This window comes from Marinospirillum insulare DSM 21763 (genome assembly GCF_000686905.1).
In the GTDB taxonomy this organism is placed as follows: Bacteria; Pseudomonadota; Gammaproteobacteria; order Pseudomonadales; family Halomonadaceae; genus Marinospirillum; species Marinospirillum insulare.
Genome location: NZ_JMLW01000024.1, coordinates 1 through 14,970, shown reverse-complemented (window position 1 = coordinate 14,970; position 14,970 = coordinate 1). Strand labels below are relative to the sequence as shown.

The window sequence follows — 14,970 nt, the reverse complement described above, 5'->3', positions numbered from 1 at the left end:
AACTTAGAGTTCAACTGGTTTTAACCAGTTAGCTGCATAAAAAAACCCACCTTATTTGGTGGGTTTTTTTATGGCTACTATTCACAAGCTGTTATTCACCAATAACTTACACGCCGCCTTGGGTTAAGCGTGCTGGGTCAAGCAAAACAGTTAGTTCTTCACGAGAAATATCGGTTTTTTCTGCTGCAACATCAATAATTGCTCTGCCTTCTTTATAAGCTTGTTTGGCTATTTGTGCAGCTTTTTCATAGCCAATTAACGGGTTAAGTGCAGTCACCAAAATAGGGTTGCGTGCTAAAGCTTCTTCTAACTGGGCTTCATTAACCTTAAAGCTACTAATGGCTTTATCGGCTAATAGCCTGCTGGCGCTGCTAAGAATTTCTAGGCTATCAATTAAATTTGCGGCCACAAGTGGCAGCATTACGTTTAATTCAAAGTTACCAGATTGCCCAGCAATGCTTATTGTAGTGTCATTCCCCATCACTTTAGCCGCCACCATAGCAACCGCTTCGGGCAAAACTGGGTTGACTTTACCTGGCATAATTGAAGAGCCGGGTTGTAAGGCTTCTAACTCAATCTCACCTATACCCGCTAAAGGCCCTGAATTCATCCAGCGTAAATCATTGCTGATTTTCATTAAGCTCACTGCGGTGGTTTTTAACATACCAGACAGGGCTACAGCTGTATCTTGCGAACCAATTAAAACAAAAAGGTTTTCGCCAGGCTTAAATTCTAAACCTGTTTGCTCACTCAGCAGCTTATTAAAAATTCCTGCAAATTCAGGGTGAGCATTAATACCCGTACCTACTGCAGTACCGCCTTGGGCTAAACTTTGCAGTTGTGGCTGTAGGCTAGTTAGGCGCTGTATATTGTGTTGAATTTGAGTGGCCCAGCTACCCAATGTTTGCTCTAAAGTGACTGGCATGGCATCCATTAGGTGGGTGCGACCCGTTTTAACTAGGTGTCCAACCTCTTGGGCTTTTTCAAAACAGCTTTTTTCTAACTGCCTAAGGGCAGGCAAAAGCTTTTCATTGAGTAATAATTCTGCACTGAGGTGAATGCTGGTAGGAATCACATCATTGCTGCTTTGGCTACAATTTATATGATCATTAGCGCTCACCGTTTTCCCTAAAATGCGGGTTGCCAAAGTAGCTAATACTTCATTGGCATTCATATTGCTGCTAGTGCCCGAGCCAGTTTGATAGATATCTATGGGGAAATGACGCATTAAATCGTCATCAGCTAGCAGTAAATCCGCTGCTTCTTCGATGGCTTCAGCCATTGCTTGGCTAATTAAACCCAATTGTGCATTGGCTTTAGCAGCGGTTATTTTTACTAATAGCAAAGCGCGAATAAAGCTTTCAGGCAGAGCTTGCCCACTTATAGGAAAGTTATTGATAGCTCGTTGAGTTTGAGCAGCATAAAGTGCATTAGCAGGCACTTCTATTTCGCCAAGGCTATCTTTTTCTATACGGATATTTGTCATAATGGTTAAACCTTTTGATAATTAATCGCATTTACCTAGCCAGTTTAGAGCAACTTAAGCAAAAGAGTAAGCGATGATTTGATTAAGCAATATAATGCCGATAAATAACTGCTTTTCGATATTTTAGGCATTAAATTGCCTGTTATAAAGGCCTGTGCTAATATTTTAGGCATTAAAATGCCTTTTAAGCTTGGGTAAGAGTTGGGGTGACGTTGTAATGTACAAGCTAACTTTACAGATTTATGTAGAAAATCATTGGTGGGATGCAGCTGAGCTTAGTATTTTTAACCCTCAAGTAGGCCTTAAGGCAGGCTGTAAGCTTGGGTACAAACCTGACTATCTAGTAGAGCACTTAGAGAAGCTTTCAACTCGTTTGGCTTGGTCGCTAAGCGCTAACCATCCTTTAAGTTGGGATACTTATTCTGGTTCAGAGGTACTGGCTTTACTGCAAGATATTACTCCAGCTGGAGCAGCAAGACGCTTTTTAGAAGCGCGTTATGGGGAGCTTCGTCCTAACAACCTTGCTATGGATGTATTCTTGTTGGCTACTGCTACGCCTGCACCTATAGGTCATCTGCGAATTAAAGAAGCCTCTGAATTGTTAAAATCAGCGAAAGAGTTAGGCTTTTCTCGCAATGAAGTTGTGCAGAGAGATCAACAGTTTCTTGAATATGCTTATGAGCAGGGAGCTGCTATCGGTGGTGCAACAGGTGCAGGAGGTGAAGCCCCCAAGCTGTTACTGACAGAGACGAGCCAAGGTTTGCTCTATCCAGATGCTGTGCTTGCAGATAACTTGGCAATGAAACACTGGTTTATAAAGTTTCCACGTAATCGTGCTGGTACTGTTGATCAAGACATTTTGCGTAGTGAATACTGTTATTACCAAGCTATTGATAAACTTGGCTTTTTAACCGTCGATCAAGCTGATTTAAGGCTAGAGGAAGGAAGTAAACCTAGTTTATGGATGCAGCGTTTTGATCGAAAACACACTAACCACCAGGTTGATAGGTTTGCTCTAGAGTCTATTTATTCTTTATTGAAGGTAACAATACCCGGTAGTTATTTAAAGCATTTGGATGTATTAAAGTGCTTGTTAAAGTTATGGCAAAAAGAGGGTCAGGTAGAGGATATTCCTGCCTTAGTCCTAGACTATTTAAGTCGTGATTTATTAAATTTAGTAGTGGGCAATAGCGATAACCATGGTCGCAACCTCTCTATTATTCGTACTGAACAAACATTAAAGCTGGCACCTATTTATGATTTGGCTCCCATGGTGATGGATGAAGAGGGAGTTACTCGTACTACTAAGTGGCCCCAGTCGGCTGAGTTAGGTGGAGAGGTTAATTGGCTAAAAGTTTGTCAAATGACAGCAGAAATAGCTAATTTATCTGCAGAATGGCTCTATGATGAGTTATGTAAGCTAGCCAGTAAGCTTTTAGCTTTACCTGACCTTCTGTTAGATTTAGGTCTGCCTGAACAAACTTGGCAGCACCCTAGGATACCTTTGAGTTACCTACCCAAGTATCTATCTAACAGGGGCTTGGTTCGGTAATGGATATTTTAGAGCGTGAGCAATATTTGAGTGATTTGTTAGACCAATTGACTCAAGGGGAAATAAGTATTGGTCAAGCAGTCTATTCTTTACGAAAAGATGTGACAGGTTTGCGCCAAGACCAGTTTGCTCGTATGTGCAAGATTTCTTTAAGGGCCTTGCGACAAGTAGAGTATGATCAAGGCAACCCAACCTTGCAGACACTTAATAATATTTTTAAGTTATTTGGCATGAGAATGGGTGTTATTAAATGCCCGCCCAATTAAACTCAGTTTAAAACCACCCAGAGAATAAAAAATGCTGTCGCTACTTTGGAAAACCCTGTTAGACCTTAAACACCCTGCTATTTTATGGCGCTTATTTTTGCCTTTTTTAATTTCTATGGTGTTGGTCTCTATTTTAGGCTATAGCTTTTTTGGTTTGCTATTAACCAGTGATTGGTTAACCCAAAATACTTATGTTGTTGAAATGAATGCAGCAGCTGACAGTGTAGAACAATGGTTAGCCAGTATCCCTGTTGTTGGTGCAATACTGGTTTGGACAATTCTGAGCTTGTTTACCTTGTTTGTTGGTATTGTCAGTTTTTTATTGGGCAGTTACCTAGTGCTAATTGTGGCGCTGATTATTACCGCTTTTATGACCGATAGCCTTGTTAAAGCCGTCAGGGATATTCATTACCCGAGTGTGGAATACCAAGGGCATGGCAGTTTTTTTGGCTTAATAATGAAGATGCTGGGTTATGGGGTGTTTTTACTGCTGCTGCTACTGCTTGGGGTTCCGCTATTATTTATTCCTTTAGTGAATATTGTTTGGCTGTGGTTTTTGGGCTTTTTGTTTTTCCGCTACGCTATTTTTCTAGATGTAGGCCAAGTGGTATTAAGTGATCAGGAGTTTCAGGCGGTGCGCTCTTTATGGCAGAGCACACCAACACTGGGATTGATGCTTATTTATGCCTTAACTGTCTTTCCTTTTGTTAGTTTTTTTGCGCCAGTCATCGCAGTGATTTTTCTGGCGCATTGGGCCTTGCAGTTGAAGGTGAAGCAAGCAATTTAAAGCAGCAACTTAAAAGGAACTAAACCACGCGCATACCTGGCTGTGCGCCTTCGTGGGGTTCTAAGATATAAATATCACTGCCGTCACCAGCCGCTAACACCATGCCCTCTGATAAACCAAACTTCATTTTACGAGGGGCAAGGTTTGCGACCATCACAGTTAGCTTGCCTTCGAGTTCTTCTGGTTTATAAGCGCTTTTAATGCCTGAAAAAACCGTGCGGGTTTCGCCGCCTAAATCTAGGGTAAGTTTAAGCAGCTTATTCGCCTTAGGCACGGCTTCGCATTGAATAATTTTGGCAATGCGTAAATCCACTTTCATAAAATCATCAAAATTGATTTCTTCAGCGATGGGATCTTTTTGTAGCGGGCCATCTTCTTGCACAGCAGCCTGTTCAGTGCCTGCCTGCAAAGCTAGTTCTTTGGCCACATCTTCACGACTAGCTTCTAGTAAAGCGTCTATTTGCTTGTCATCAACCCGCTGCATCATGGGTTTAAAGTTTTCTATGGCATGATTTTCTAGCGGCTGGCTACGACTAGCCCAGTTCATGCTGTCGACTTTTAAGAAATCAGCCGTGGTTTGAGACATTTTTGGCAAAACGGGTGTTAGGTAAACCATTAATACGCGGAAAAGGTTGATACCCGTTGAGCAAATACCCTGCACTAGAGCGTCTTGGCCTTCTTGCTTGGCAAGCACCCAAGGGGCTTGGTCATTAATCCAAGTATTGGCTTCGTCAGCTAGCTCCATGATTTGGCGCATAGCACGGCCATATTCACGGCGTTCGTAATCGGCAGCAATTTTCTCACCCGCATCGACAAAACGCTGAAAAAGGGCCGGTTCGCTCATTTGGCTAAGTACACCACCTCCCTTTTTAACAAAACCTGCACAACGGCTAGCAATGTTCACTAGCTTGCCCACTAGGTCTGAATTGACGCGAAATACAAAGTCTTCTAGGTTGAGGTCTAGGTCATCGACGCGGCTGGTAAGTTTTGCAGCAAAGTAGTAGCGCAGGTGTTCTGGGTTAAGGTGATCTAAATAAGTACGGGCCTTAATAAAAGTGCCACGAGATTTAGACATTTTTGCACCATTAACCGTAACAAAGCCATGGCAGTAAACGCTGTTAGGGGTGCGGAAATTAGCACCTTCTAGCATCGCTGGCCAAAACAAGGCGTGGAAATAAACAATGTCTTTGCCAATAAAGTGGTAAACCTCAGCGGTTGAATCGGGTTTCCAGTAGTCATCAAAGTTTAAGTCAGAGCGCTGATCACAAAGGTTTTTAAAGCTGGCTAAATAACCTATGGGGGCATCTAGCCAAACGTAGAAGTATTTGCCTGGTGCATCAGGAATTTCAAAACCAAAGTAGGGTGCATCACGGGAAATATCCCACTCTTGCAAACCGTCGGTAAACCACTCTTTAAGCTTGTTGGCTACTTCATCTTGCAGGCGGCCATCTTGCGTCCATTCAGCTAAGAAATTTTGAAAATCGGGTAGCTTAAAGAAATAGTGTTCAGAGGGTTTAAGTAGCGGGGTAGCGCCTGAAATAGCTGAACGTGGATTGATTAGCTCGGTAGGTGAATAGGTGGCTGAACACTTTTCACAGTTGTCCCCGTATTGGTCTTCTGCCTTACATTCTGGGCAGGTGCCTTTTATAAAGCGGTCAGCTAAGAAAATACCTTTTTCTGGATCGAACATTTGTTCGATTTCGCGCCTGGCAATGTGCCCAGAGTCGCGCAAACGCGTATAGATAAGCTCAGAAAAGTAGCGGTTTTCATCTGAGTGGGTTGAATAATAGTTATCAAAATGAATATGGAAGTTTTTAAAGTCTTCGTGATGCTCAACTCTGACTCTATCAATCAGCTGTTCAGGGGTTATGCCTTCTTGCTCAGCACGCAGCATAATGGCTGTGCCGTGGGCATCGTCTGCACAAACATAGGTGCAGAGGTTGCCATAGCTATTTTGGAAGCGAGTCCAAATATCGGTTTGAATGTATTCTAATAAATGGCCTAGGTGAATAGGGCCATTGGCATAGGGTAGAGCGCTGGTAACCAGTATTTTGCGTTGGGTGGGCAATTGTTGAGGCATGAGTATCCTGAGTTCTTGATAACAATAAAGTGAAGAAGTAAACAATGGCTCTATCTTAGCGATTTTTTACCTGGTCTGCACCAGTGAACTGCTTGAATTATAAGGTGTCTTCATCCTTAATGGTGGAATAACCGATTCAATATGAGTTTAATCTTTGGTTTTTTTATTGAGGTGTTGCTTGGATAAAAATAGGCAGGCTTGTACAACAGCAGAAAAGCTACATTTAGCCCATGATTTTGGGCAGGGTAAAAAGCGCAAGGCTGAACAGCGCACCTTGTTTGTAACCATCCTAACCCTAGTGACCATGGTAGCAGAGATATTTGGTGGCTGGGTGACAGGTTCGATGGCATTGCTAGCCGATGGTATTCACATGGGTGGTCATGCTTTAGCGCTAGGTTTGGCAACGGCAGCCTATTACTTTTCGCGCCGCCATGCCAAAGACAGGCGTTTAAGCCTTGGTAGCGGAAAAATTGCTGATTTAGCCGCTTATACCAGCGCCTTGTTTTTAGGGGCATCAGTGGTTTGGTTAGTGTTTGAATCCATTCATCGTTTGCTTAACCCCCAGGCTTTAATGGCTAAAGAAGCTTTACTAGTGGCTGTTATAGGTTTGGTCATTAACTTGTTGTCAGCCTGGTTATTGGCAGGTAGTGAAGATGCTTGCCAGGGGCACGGGCATAGCCATGAACCTAGCCAGGATCATGGGCATTCGCATAACCATGAACACCAACAAGATAATAATTTAAAGGCGGCACTGGTGCATGTGATTGCCGATGCGGTAACTTCGGTTGCAGCTATTTTAGGCTTGGTTGCAGCCTGGTTATGGGGTTGGCTCTGGTTAGACCCTGCCATTGCTTTGGTGGCTTCGGTTGTTGTGCTGCGCTGGGCAGTGGGCTTGTTACGGCAAACGGGTGGTATTTTGTTAGATGCAGAAGCCCCTAATAAGTTAAGGGAAGATGTTTTAAGCAAGTTAAATGCCATTGAGGGAACACAGGTTTTAGATTTGCACCTTTGGTCTGTAGGGCAAGGCGCTTGGACTTTAACCGCTAGCCTAGTTAGCCATCTAGATAACTCGCCCAATACCTATAAGCAGCAGCTAGGCGACTTACCAGGTTTGCACCACCCCATTATAGAAGTGCATTTTTGTCAGGCGTGCGAAGCGGCCGTGTAAGATGAATTTTTAAAACTTGTCATAAATTTGCTAATACTGTTAATCTGTTTCTAAGCAATAAGTTACCAGCTTAAGGCAAGAATGATCTTCCTGCCTTCCGGTAAACCTAGCGGACACAATCTGCAAGGTTTAAAAAACAATAAAGTAACTGAGTAGGTAATGCTATGACTGATCAGCCTAGTCTGCACCATCAGCAGGTTCACCAAGCAGATTTTTTAGATCCTAAAAAATCAGTAATTCCCACGTTTAGTCTCTTGCAGCAAAACGGTGAGCTTTACCCCACCGCTGAAGCGCCCGATTTATCTAAACAACATGCCTTAAAGATTCACGATACCTTTCTTTTTATACGTGCCTTAGATGAGCGAATGCTGGCCTCACAGCGTCAAGGGCGTATTAGCTTTTACATGACTGAAATAGGTGAAGAGGCTGCAGACATTTGTAGTGCTGCAGCGCTTAAACCTGAAGACACTATTTTTGCCCAATACCGTGAGCAGGGTGCTTTGGCTTATCGGGGGTTTAGTGTTGACCAGTTTATGAATCAAATTTTCTCTAATGAACTAGACCTAGGTAAAGGTCGACAAATGCCTGTTCACTATGGTTCAAAAGCACTTAACTATGTGACTATTTCCTCGCCCTTAGCCACACAGATACCCCAAGCCACGGGTTATGCCTATGGTTTAAAGCAAGATAAAAAAGACCAGGTAGTTATTTGTTACTTTGGTGAGGGAGCAGCTTCAGAAGGTGACTTTCATGCCGGTTTAAATATGGCAGCCGTTTTAAAAGCCCCAGTTATTTTTTTCTGCCGCAACAATGGTTACGCCATTTCCACTCCAACGCATGAACAATTTGCAGGTGATGGCATTGCTAGCCGTGGTGCAGGTTATGGAATTAAAACCCTTAGGGTGGATGGTAATGATGCCCTAGCCGTTTACCAAGCCACTTGCCTAGCAAGAAAAATAGCAGTTGAAGAGCCTCAGCCAGTATTAATTGAAGCCATGACTTACCGCTTAGGTGCTCACTCTAGCTCTGATGACCCGAGTGGTTACCGTAGTAAAGAAGAAGAAAGCAAATGGCGAGAGCAAGACCCTGTAGCTCGTTTTAGTCATTGGTTAATTAAACAGGGTTGGTGGACTAAAGAGCAAGAAGAAAGCAGCCTTGCCAAACATAGAAAGCAAGTGGCAGAAGCTATGAAAAAGGCTGAAAAACTGCCTAAGCCACCCTTAGAAACACTATTTAGTGATGTTTACGATGAGTTGCCTTGGCACTTGGAAGAGCAGCTAGAAGAAGCCAAAGCGCATATCTTGCGCAACCCTACGGCTTATCCAGCGACAGCGGGGAGGCTAGTTAAATGAGTAAAGTAAATTTATTACAAGCCGTTAATTCAGCTTTAGAAACGGCCATGCAACAAGATGAACGCGTTTTATGTTTTGGTGAGGACGTAGGTGCCTTTGGTGGTGTATTTCGTGCGACTAGCGGTTTGCAAGAAAAATTTGGTCCCAGTCGTTGCTTTAATACCCCCTTAACCGAACAAGGCATTATTGGTTTTGCTATAGGTTTGGCCGCACAAAAACAACGTCCAGTAGCTGAAATTCAGTTTGCAGACTATATCTTTCCTGCCTTTGATCAATTAGTTAACGAAGCTGCCAAGTACCGCTATCGTTCAGGTAATGAGTTTGATGTGGGTAGCTTAACAGTGCGGACACCTTACGGCGGTGGCATTAATGGTGGGCTTTACCATTCCCAGTCACCTGAAGCTTATTTTACTCATACACCTGGTTTAAAGGTGGTTGTGCCCCGTAATCCCTATCAGGCTAAGGGGTTGCTCTTAGCCTCTATTGCAGATAACAACCCAGTATTATTTTTAGAACCCAAAAAGCTATATCGTGCTTCTACGGGCGAAGTACCTGATGAGCCTTATCAGCTACCCTTAGGTAAGGCTGAAGTGGTTAGAGAAGGCACAGATATAACTTTGGTCGCCTGGGGTGCACAGGTACAGGTAATAGAAGAGGCGGCAGACAAAGCAGCAGAGTTAGGTATTTCTTGTGAGGTGATTGACCTTTGTACACTTTTACCTTGGGATAGAGCCACTTTGGCAGCCTCGGTTAAAAAAACGGGTCGCTTAGTGATTAACCATGAAGCGCCTAAAACAAGCGGCTTTGGTGCTGAATTAGCGGCCAGCTTACAAGAAGCCTGCTTTCTTCACCTTGAATCTCCTATCTTAAGGGTTACCGGTTGGGATACACCCTTCCCGCTGGCGCTAGAAAAAGAATACTTTCCTAACGCTTTACGAACCCTAGATGCCATTCAATCCAGCATGGATTATTAAGGAGACAAACAATGAAGATCGATTTTATTCTGCCAGATATCGGTGAAGGCATCGTTGAGTGTGAGCTGGTTGAGTGGCATTTAGCGGAAGGTGCAACGGTTGAAGAAGATCAGCCTGTAGCCGATGTGATGACTGATAAAGCCTTGGTTGAAATTACCGCTATGCACACGGGCGTTATTACTAAGCATTATTGGAAAAAAGGTGAAATAGCCAAGGTAGGTGAGCCACTTTTTGAAATTCAGGTTGCTGGTGAGGCAGCGGCTAATACAGAAACTGCAGAGGTTGAATCAAAAACGGTAGAAATTGAAACAAAAGTTGCAGAAGTTGAAACAAAAGCTGCCGATCAAGTATCCGTGAGCCCTAATGCTAAAGCCTTAGCCAGTCCAGCCGTTAGACGCATAGCTAGAGAACTGGATTTAGACTTAAACCAAGTGGTCGGCAGCGGTAAAGAGGGGCGGGTATTAAAAGAAGACCTCTTGCCTTTACAGCAAGCTGGCACTCAACAAAGCGAGATTCAACAAAGCGAGGCTCAACAAAATAAGACCCAGCAAGATCAAAACTTAGCCAAGCCTGAGGTGAATAGAGTTGAACCCATTAAGGGTATTCAAGCGGCTATGGCAAAGCAAATGCAAGAAGCTTATTCCACCATTCCGCATTTTACCTATGCTGAGTCCATTGATGTCACGGAACTAGAAGCACTACGCCAAGAACTTAAACTGGAGTTTGAGCAGGCCGGTCAGCGATTAAGCTTAATGCCTTTTTTTATGAAGGCACTGGCTTTAGCAGTGAAGCAGTTCCCTATTTTAAATAGCCAAGTGAATGCGGATTGCACCCAGCTAACTTACCTAAGCGATATCAATATTGGTATGGCGGTAGCGAGTAGCAAAGGTTTGCTAGTACCTAACATTAAGCAGGTTCAAAATAAAACGCTAAGAGAGTTAGCAGGTGAAATTACTCAAGTGACCGAGCTAGCGCGTGAAGTACGCTTGCCTCCAGCTAGCATGAAGGGTGGCAGTATAACCATTTCTAATATTGGCGTGATAGGTGGCACAGTGGCTACACCCATTATTAATAAGCCAGAAGTGGCTATAGTGGCTTTAGGGCGAATGCAAAAGCTGCCACGTTTTAATGCAGCAGGTGAAGTAGAGGCACGGCAGATTATGGATATCAGCTGGTCAGCCGACCATAGAGTGGTTGACGGCGCAACCTTAGCAAGCTTTTGTAACCTCTGGAAAAGCTACCTAGAAAAGCCAGCTAGAATGTTGACCGAGCTAAGTTAGGTGGATTCCTCTACTGCGGGTGTTTCTTGATAAACCACCACACGGTTACGGCCTTGCTCTTTCGCTTGGTAAAGAGCAAGGTCAGCTTTTTGCATTAGCTTGTCTAGGTGTTGGTCTTCAGTTGTTAGCAGGGCTAGGCCAACAGAAACAGTAAAGCTAAGAGTATTCCCATCAGGCAAGGGTACCTTTCTTGCTGCTAGAGCTTCTCTTAGGCGTTCTGCCACTTCAAGTGCTTCCTCCTCTGGTGTGTGTGGAAGCAATACAGCAAACTCCTCACCACCAATGCGGCCACAGATATCTACATCCCTTAAGGTGTTAGTTAGGGTTTTGGCCAGATCTTTAAGAACTAAATCACCTACCGCATGACCATAGGTGTCATTCACTTTTTTAAAGTGGTCGGCATCAGCCATCAGCGCAACTAAAGGTATTGCTTGGCGGTGTGCCTGTTTAAGCTCTTTTTCACCTAGTTCAAAAAAAGCGCGGCGGTTATTAATGCCTGTTAGTGCATCAAAATTTGCTCGATGGGTTAAAAGGGCGACTAGCTGTTGATCTTTAATTTTATTGATCTTTCTTTGCACTGAAAAATAGGCGCTTAAAAAAGCGATAGCGGGCAAGAGAAGTATGAGCAGCAGACTTAGTGCACGACCTAAAGGTTGGTATAAAAAAGAGTAACTATTGATTAACTCTTTAGGAATAAAAATAACCATTTTCCAGTTGGTATTGATAAAAGCTGACTCAGCTATCAGTGGCTGGTGTTCAATACGAAAGTGGGCTGGTTGGTAATCTTTAAAATTGAGTGGTTCTATGCTGACATAGCGAAAAACACCCTTATCGGTTTCAAAGGTGCCTGATTTACTCTCTTTTACTTTTGGCCAGGCGTTAGGGTAAAAACTAGCAAATTTATGTTCAGGTTTGCCTAGATCAAAACCCCACTCATTGCTGCGCTCATGGTTACTTAACCAATAGCCTTGGCTGTCTAAGAGCATACCTTGCTGATCTACCCTTTGGGTCATAATGTCTCGAAACTGCTCTAGCATTCCTTTGGCTGAGTAGTTGATGACTAGCATTCCCTTAGGCTTGCCTTGTGAATCTTCTAGCGGAGTCGTAAAACGCAAAGTAGGTTGATAAGGCTCAACTATTTTCCCTTGTTCTACGTTTAAATCCATTGCTGAAACATAAATTTGTCCAATATGAATTTTTTTTGCTGCTTTAAAGTAATAGCTAGCTGATTTATCTTGCAGGAACTCTTCTGCAACTGTGACAGCTTTACCATCAATTAAATTAACCCTAACTTTTTCTTGCCCTGAGTTATCTAAAACACGTATTTGATCATAGCGATGAAAGGATGCAGAAATATTCTTAAGCATAGCCTCTAATAACTGCTTATTTTGCTTAGAGTCAGTTTCATCTAGGTAGTTTTTTAAAGGGTTAGATTCAACAATCATGTCGAGTAGATGAAGCTGCTCGTACATCTCTTTTTGAATCATTTGCTTGGCTGATACAACAGAGACTTCTTCCTGGGCTAATAACTGTTCTTTTAAGCCAGTCTCATACTCCGAATAAATGGGTAGGCTAAGAGCAACCAAAAGAGCTGTTAGTAGTAATAAAAATAAAGTAAATCGCATTAGAATCATGCGATTGATCTTCGTATTACCCAGTTCATTTAATTCTGGGTTAGTAGGGTCTTTAAGGGTGTTAGTAGGCAATTTTGTTTCTCTATGTATCGCTAAAGCATAAAGCTTTCTATTAAGAATAGTCTAGCTGCTTAAGTTGACTAGACTGCTTGTTCTACACGGTTACGCCCTTGGCTTTTAGCTTGGTAAAGGGCTAAGTCTGCCTTATTCATTAGTTGATCAAACTGTTCTTCTTGAATAGTCAGCATGGCTAAACCTATGGATACCGTGAAACTGATTGAATCGCCTTCAGGTAAGGGAACCTGGCAGGCTTCGAGTGCTTTTCTTAGGCGCTCTGCAATTTCAAGCGCTTCTTGTAGAGGTGTTTGAGGCAGTAAAACTGCAAACTCCTCACCGCCCACTCGTCCTGATAAATCTACATCACGCAGGGTAGTTTTTATGCTATTAGCTAGGTATTTCAGTACTAGGTCGCCAATAGCATGGCCATAGGTGTCATTTACTTTTTTAAAGTGGTCGGCATCCAGCATTAAGACAGCAAGGGGCGTGTTTTTACGTTTGGCTTGCTTAAGCTCTTTTTCAGCTAGCTCATAGAAACTACGGCGGTTATTAATGCCAGTTAATGCATCAATATTGGCTTGTTTTTCTAAAATTAAACGGGTTTGTTTTTCTTTTTGTGCGGCATTTTTTTGCTGTACTAGGAAAGAAGCACCAAAAAAAGATAAGACAGCTACTAACACTAGAATTAAAGCTGTTAGGGCACGTCCAAAAGGTTGGTATAAAAAAGTACGTTGATTAATTTTTTCACGTGGAATGAAAATAACTAACTTCCAGCTAGTATTAGCAAAAGATTCTTTAGTGATTGTTGGGTGATGTTCAAGACGAAAGTGGGCTGGTTGATCTTCTAAGTAATTAAGCGGCTCAATTGCTTTATAACGAAAAATGCCGCTATCTATCTCGAGAATACCCGAGCTGTTAGCTTTAATAGAGGGCCAAGCTTTGGGGTAGAAGCTTGCAAACTTATGGTCGGGTTTACCTAAATCGGCACCCCACTCATTGCTACGCACATGATTACTTAACCAGTAACCCTGGCTGTCTAGCAGCATTCCTTGTTGGTTGGTACGCTGGGTCATTAAATGCCGAAAACGCTCTAGCATACCTTTGGCTAGGTAGTTAATAACAAATACACCCGCCGCTTCGCCCTGTTCATTATAAAGACGCGTCGAAATGCGTAGGGTGGGTTTGTGGGGTAGCTCAATAACGTCATTTTCTATATTTAAATCCATAGGTGAAACGTAGATTTGCCCAGCAGGCATTTGCTGAACTGATTTAAAGTAATAGCGGTCGGCTTTGTTCTGCAATTCATCGGCTGCGACTAGCACACCTTCACCCTTGACTAGGTTCACTCTAATGGCTTCTTTGCCTGTGTTATCGAGCAGCCGAATTTGATCAAAACGATGGAAGGAGGTTGAAATGCTTTTAAAGAAATCTTCTAACCTAAGCTGGTTTTCTAAGCTGTTGTCATTAATATAAGCATTTAAAATATTAGACTTAACTACCATATCGAAGATGTGTAGTTGCTCATACATTTCTCTTTGAATCATCTGTCTAGCTGCTACAACAGAGGTTTCTTCTTGTGCTATTAGCTGGTCTTCTATGCCTTGTACATAGTGGAGGTAAATGGGTAGGCTGATAGAAAATAGAAAGAGAGAAATACCTGAAAAAAAGGCAAAAAAATACTTTAAGGTTAAATGCTTTAACCTTAAGTCAGAGTGCAAAGCTTCTGTGTTTACTGGGGTTTGGTTCAAGAGGGTTCCAGTTTAAGGTGTTCCTTTATACCTAGTTAACTATTTTAAAGTATAGCATCCCATGCATTTTCAAAAACAAGGTGTCAATTATAAGGGCTAAAGCACCAATGTAAACCCGATGCACCTAAGACTTTATTGCTAGGGACTTGTGTTAAGTAGCTTTTTCTAGAGTAAACAGAATTTCCTCTTGCTTTATGGCGGTATAAAAATTAGCTTTGTTTATATCTTTATCTGGCTCTTCGCATTTAAGGGTGTAGGTGCTTTTTGAACCCACCCGATTCTAACAAGCACCTTGCTATGTAGTTGGTTAAATTTCTAAAACCCAGTCCTATGCCTCGTAAGTGCTCCAGCCTGCCATTAATCGCTTCTGTTGGTCCATTGCTAGTGCCTGGGCGATCGAAGTAAGCAAGGATGCTCTGAGCGTGTTTTTTTAATGTTTTTCCTAAGCGTTTAACTTCAATAAGTTCTATCGGTAAGTCAGGCGCTGTGATTATTTTTATAAGTGCTTGCATTAGTTTTTTGCCACGTCTGCGATCTGGCTCGTTATAAGCTGTCACCACTCGTTGATACATGCTCCAACTGCAGT

General features: G+C 42.7%; 12 protein-coding genes. 7 read left to right on the top strand and 5 right to left on the bottom strand.

The window, feature by feature from the left end:
* Positions 1–106: 106 nt before the first annotated feature.
* Entirely contained in the window at positions 107–1,486 is a 1,380-nt protein-coding gene (locus tag BP27_RS0110280; protein ID WP_027851480.1) for a class II fumarate hydratase, read from the bottom strand.
* A gap of 217 nt (positions 1,487–1,703) precedes the next feature.
* On the opposite strand from BP27_RS0110280, the gene BP27_RS0110275 reads away from it, so the two are divergent.
* From BP27_RS0110275 to BP27_RS15960, 3 genes are read left to right on the top strand one after another with little or no spacing between them, the layout of a single operon-like run.
* Complete coding sequence (locus tag BP27_RS0110275) at positions 1,704–3,038, top strand: HipA domain-containing protein (protein ID WP_027851479.1); 1,335 nt, start codon at positions 1,704–1,706, stop codon at positions 3,036–3,038.
* Positions 3,038–3,304, top strand: coding sequence for a helix-turn-helix domain-containing protein (locus BP27_RS0110270; protein ID WP_027851478.1), 267 nt, complete (start codon positions 3,038–3,040; stop codon positions 3,302–3,304). The genes BP27_RS0110275 and BP27_RS0110270 overlap by 1 nt, the downstream gene beginning before the upstream one ends.
* 31 nt (positions 3,305–3,335) lie before the next feature.
* Positions 3,336–4,091, top strand: coding sequence for an EI24 domain-containing protein (locus BP27_RS15960; RefSeq protein WP_036240052.1), 756 nt, complete (start codon positions 3,336–3,338; stop codon positions 4,089–4,091).
* Positions 4,092–4,110: 19 nt separating this feature from the next.
* Here BP27_RS15960 and metG read toward each other — a convergent pair whose 3' ends face one another.
* Complete coding sequence (gene metG, locus BP27_RS0110260) at positions 4,111–6,171, bottom strand: methionine--tRNA ligase (protein ID WP_027851477.1); 2,061 nt, start codon at positions 6,169–6,171, stop codon at positions 4,111–4,113.
* Between the two features lie 178 nt (positions 6,172–6,349).
* Here metG and dmeF point away from each other — a divergent pair, with 178 nt between their 5' ends.
* The 4 genes from dmeF (at position 6,350) to BP27_RS0110240 (ending at position 10,945) form a co-directional block, all read left to right on the top strand.
* Positions 6,350–7,339 (top strand): CDF family Co(II)/Ni(II) efflux transporter DmeF, encoded by a 990-nt coding sequence (gene dmeF / locus BP27_RS15955; RefSeq protein ID WP_051610508.1) that lies wholly within the window; start codon positions 6,350–6,352, stop codon positions 7,337–7,339.
* Between the two features lie 164 nt (positions 7,340–7,503).
* On the top strand, positions 7,504–8,691 hold the full coding sequence (locus tag BP27_RS0110250; protein ID WP_027851476.1) for a thiamine pyrophosphate-dependent dehydrogenase E1 component subunit alpha: 1,188 nt from the start codon (positions 7,504–7,506) through the stop codon (positions 8,689–8,691).
* Positions 8,688–9,665 carry an alpha-ketoacid dehydrogenase subunit beta gene (locus tag BP27_RS0110245; protein WP_027851475.1) on the top strand — a complete coding sequence of 326 codons (978 nt, stop codon included), beginning with the start codon at positions 8,688–8,690 and terminating at the stop codon, positions 9,663–9,665. Before BP27_RS0110250 ends, BP27_RS0110245 begins: the two co-directional genes overlap by 4 nt.
* Positions 9,666–9,676: 11 nt before the next feature.
* A complete protein-coding gene (locus BP27_RS0110240) occupies positions 9,677–10,945 on the top strand; it encodes a 2-oxo acid dehydrogenase subunit E2 (protein WP_027851474.1) in 1,269 nt (422 codons plus the stop codon).
* On the opposite strand, the gene BP27_RS0110235 is transcribed toward BP27_RS0110240, so the two are convergent.
* The 3 genes from BP27_RS0110235 to BP27_RS0110225 form a co-directional block, all read right to left on the bottom strand.
* Positions 10,942–12,651 (bottom strand): sensor domain-containing diguanylate cyclase, encoded by a 1,710-nt coding sequence (locus BP27_RS0110235; protein ID WP_027851473.1) that lies wholly within the window; start codon positions 12,649–12,651, stop codon positions 10,942–10,944. The genes BP27_RS0110240 and BP27_RS0110235 overlap by 4 nt on opposite strands.
* Positions 12,652–12,719: 68 nt before the next feature.
* Positions 12,720–14,384 carry a sensor domain-containing diguanylate cyclase gene (locus tag BP27_RS0110230; protein ID WP_027851472.1) on the bottom strand — a complete coding sequence of 555 codons (1,665 nt, stop codon included), beginning with the start codon at positions 14,382–14,384 and terminating at the stop codon, positions 12,720–12,722.
* A gap of 245 nt (positions 14,385–14,629) precedes the next feature.
* Positions 14,630–14,970, bottom strand: a 341-nt coding sequence (locus BP27_RS0110225) for a transposase (protein WP_150112031.1), incomplete at its 5' end; no start/stop codon positions are given.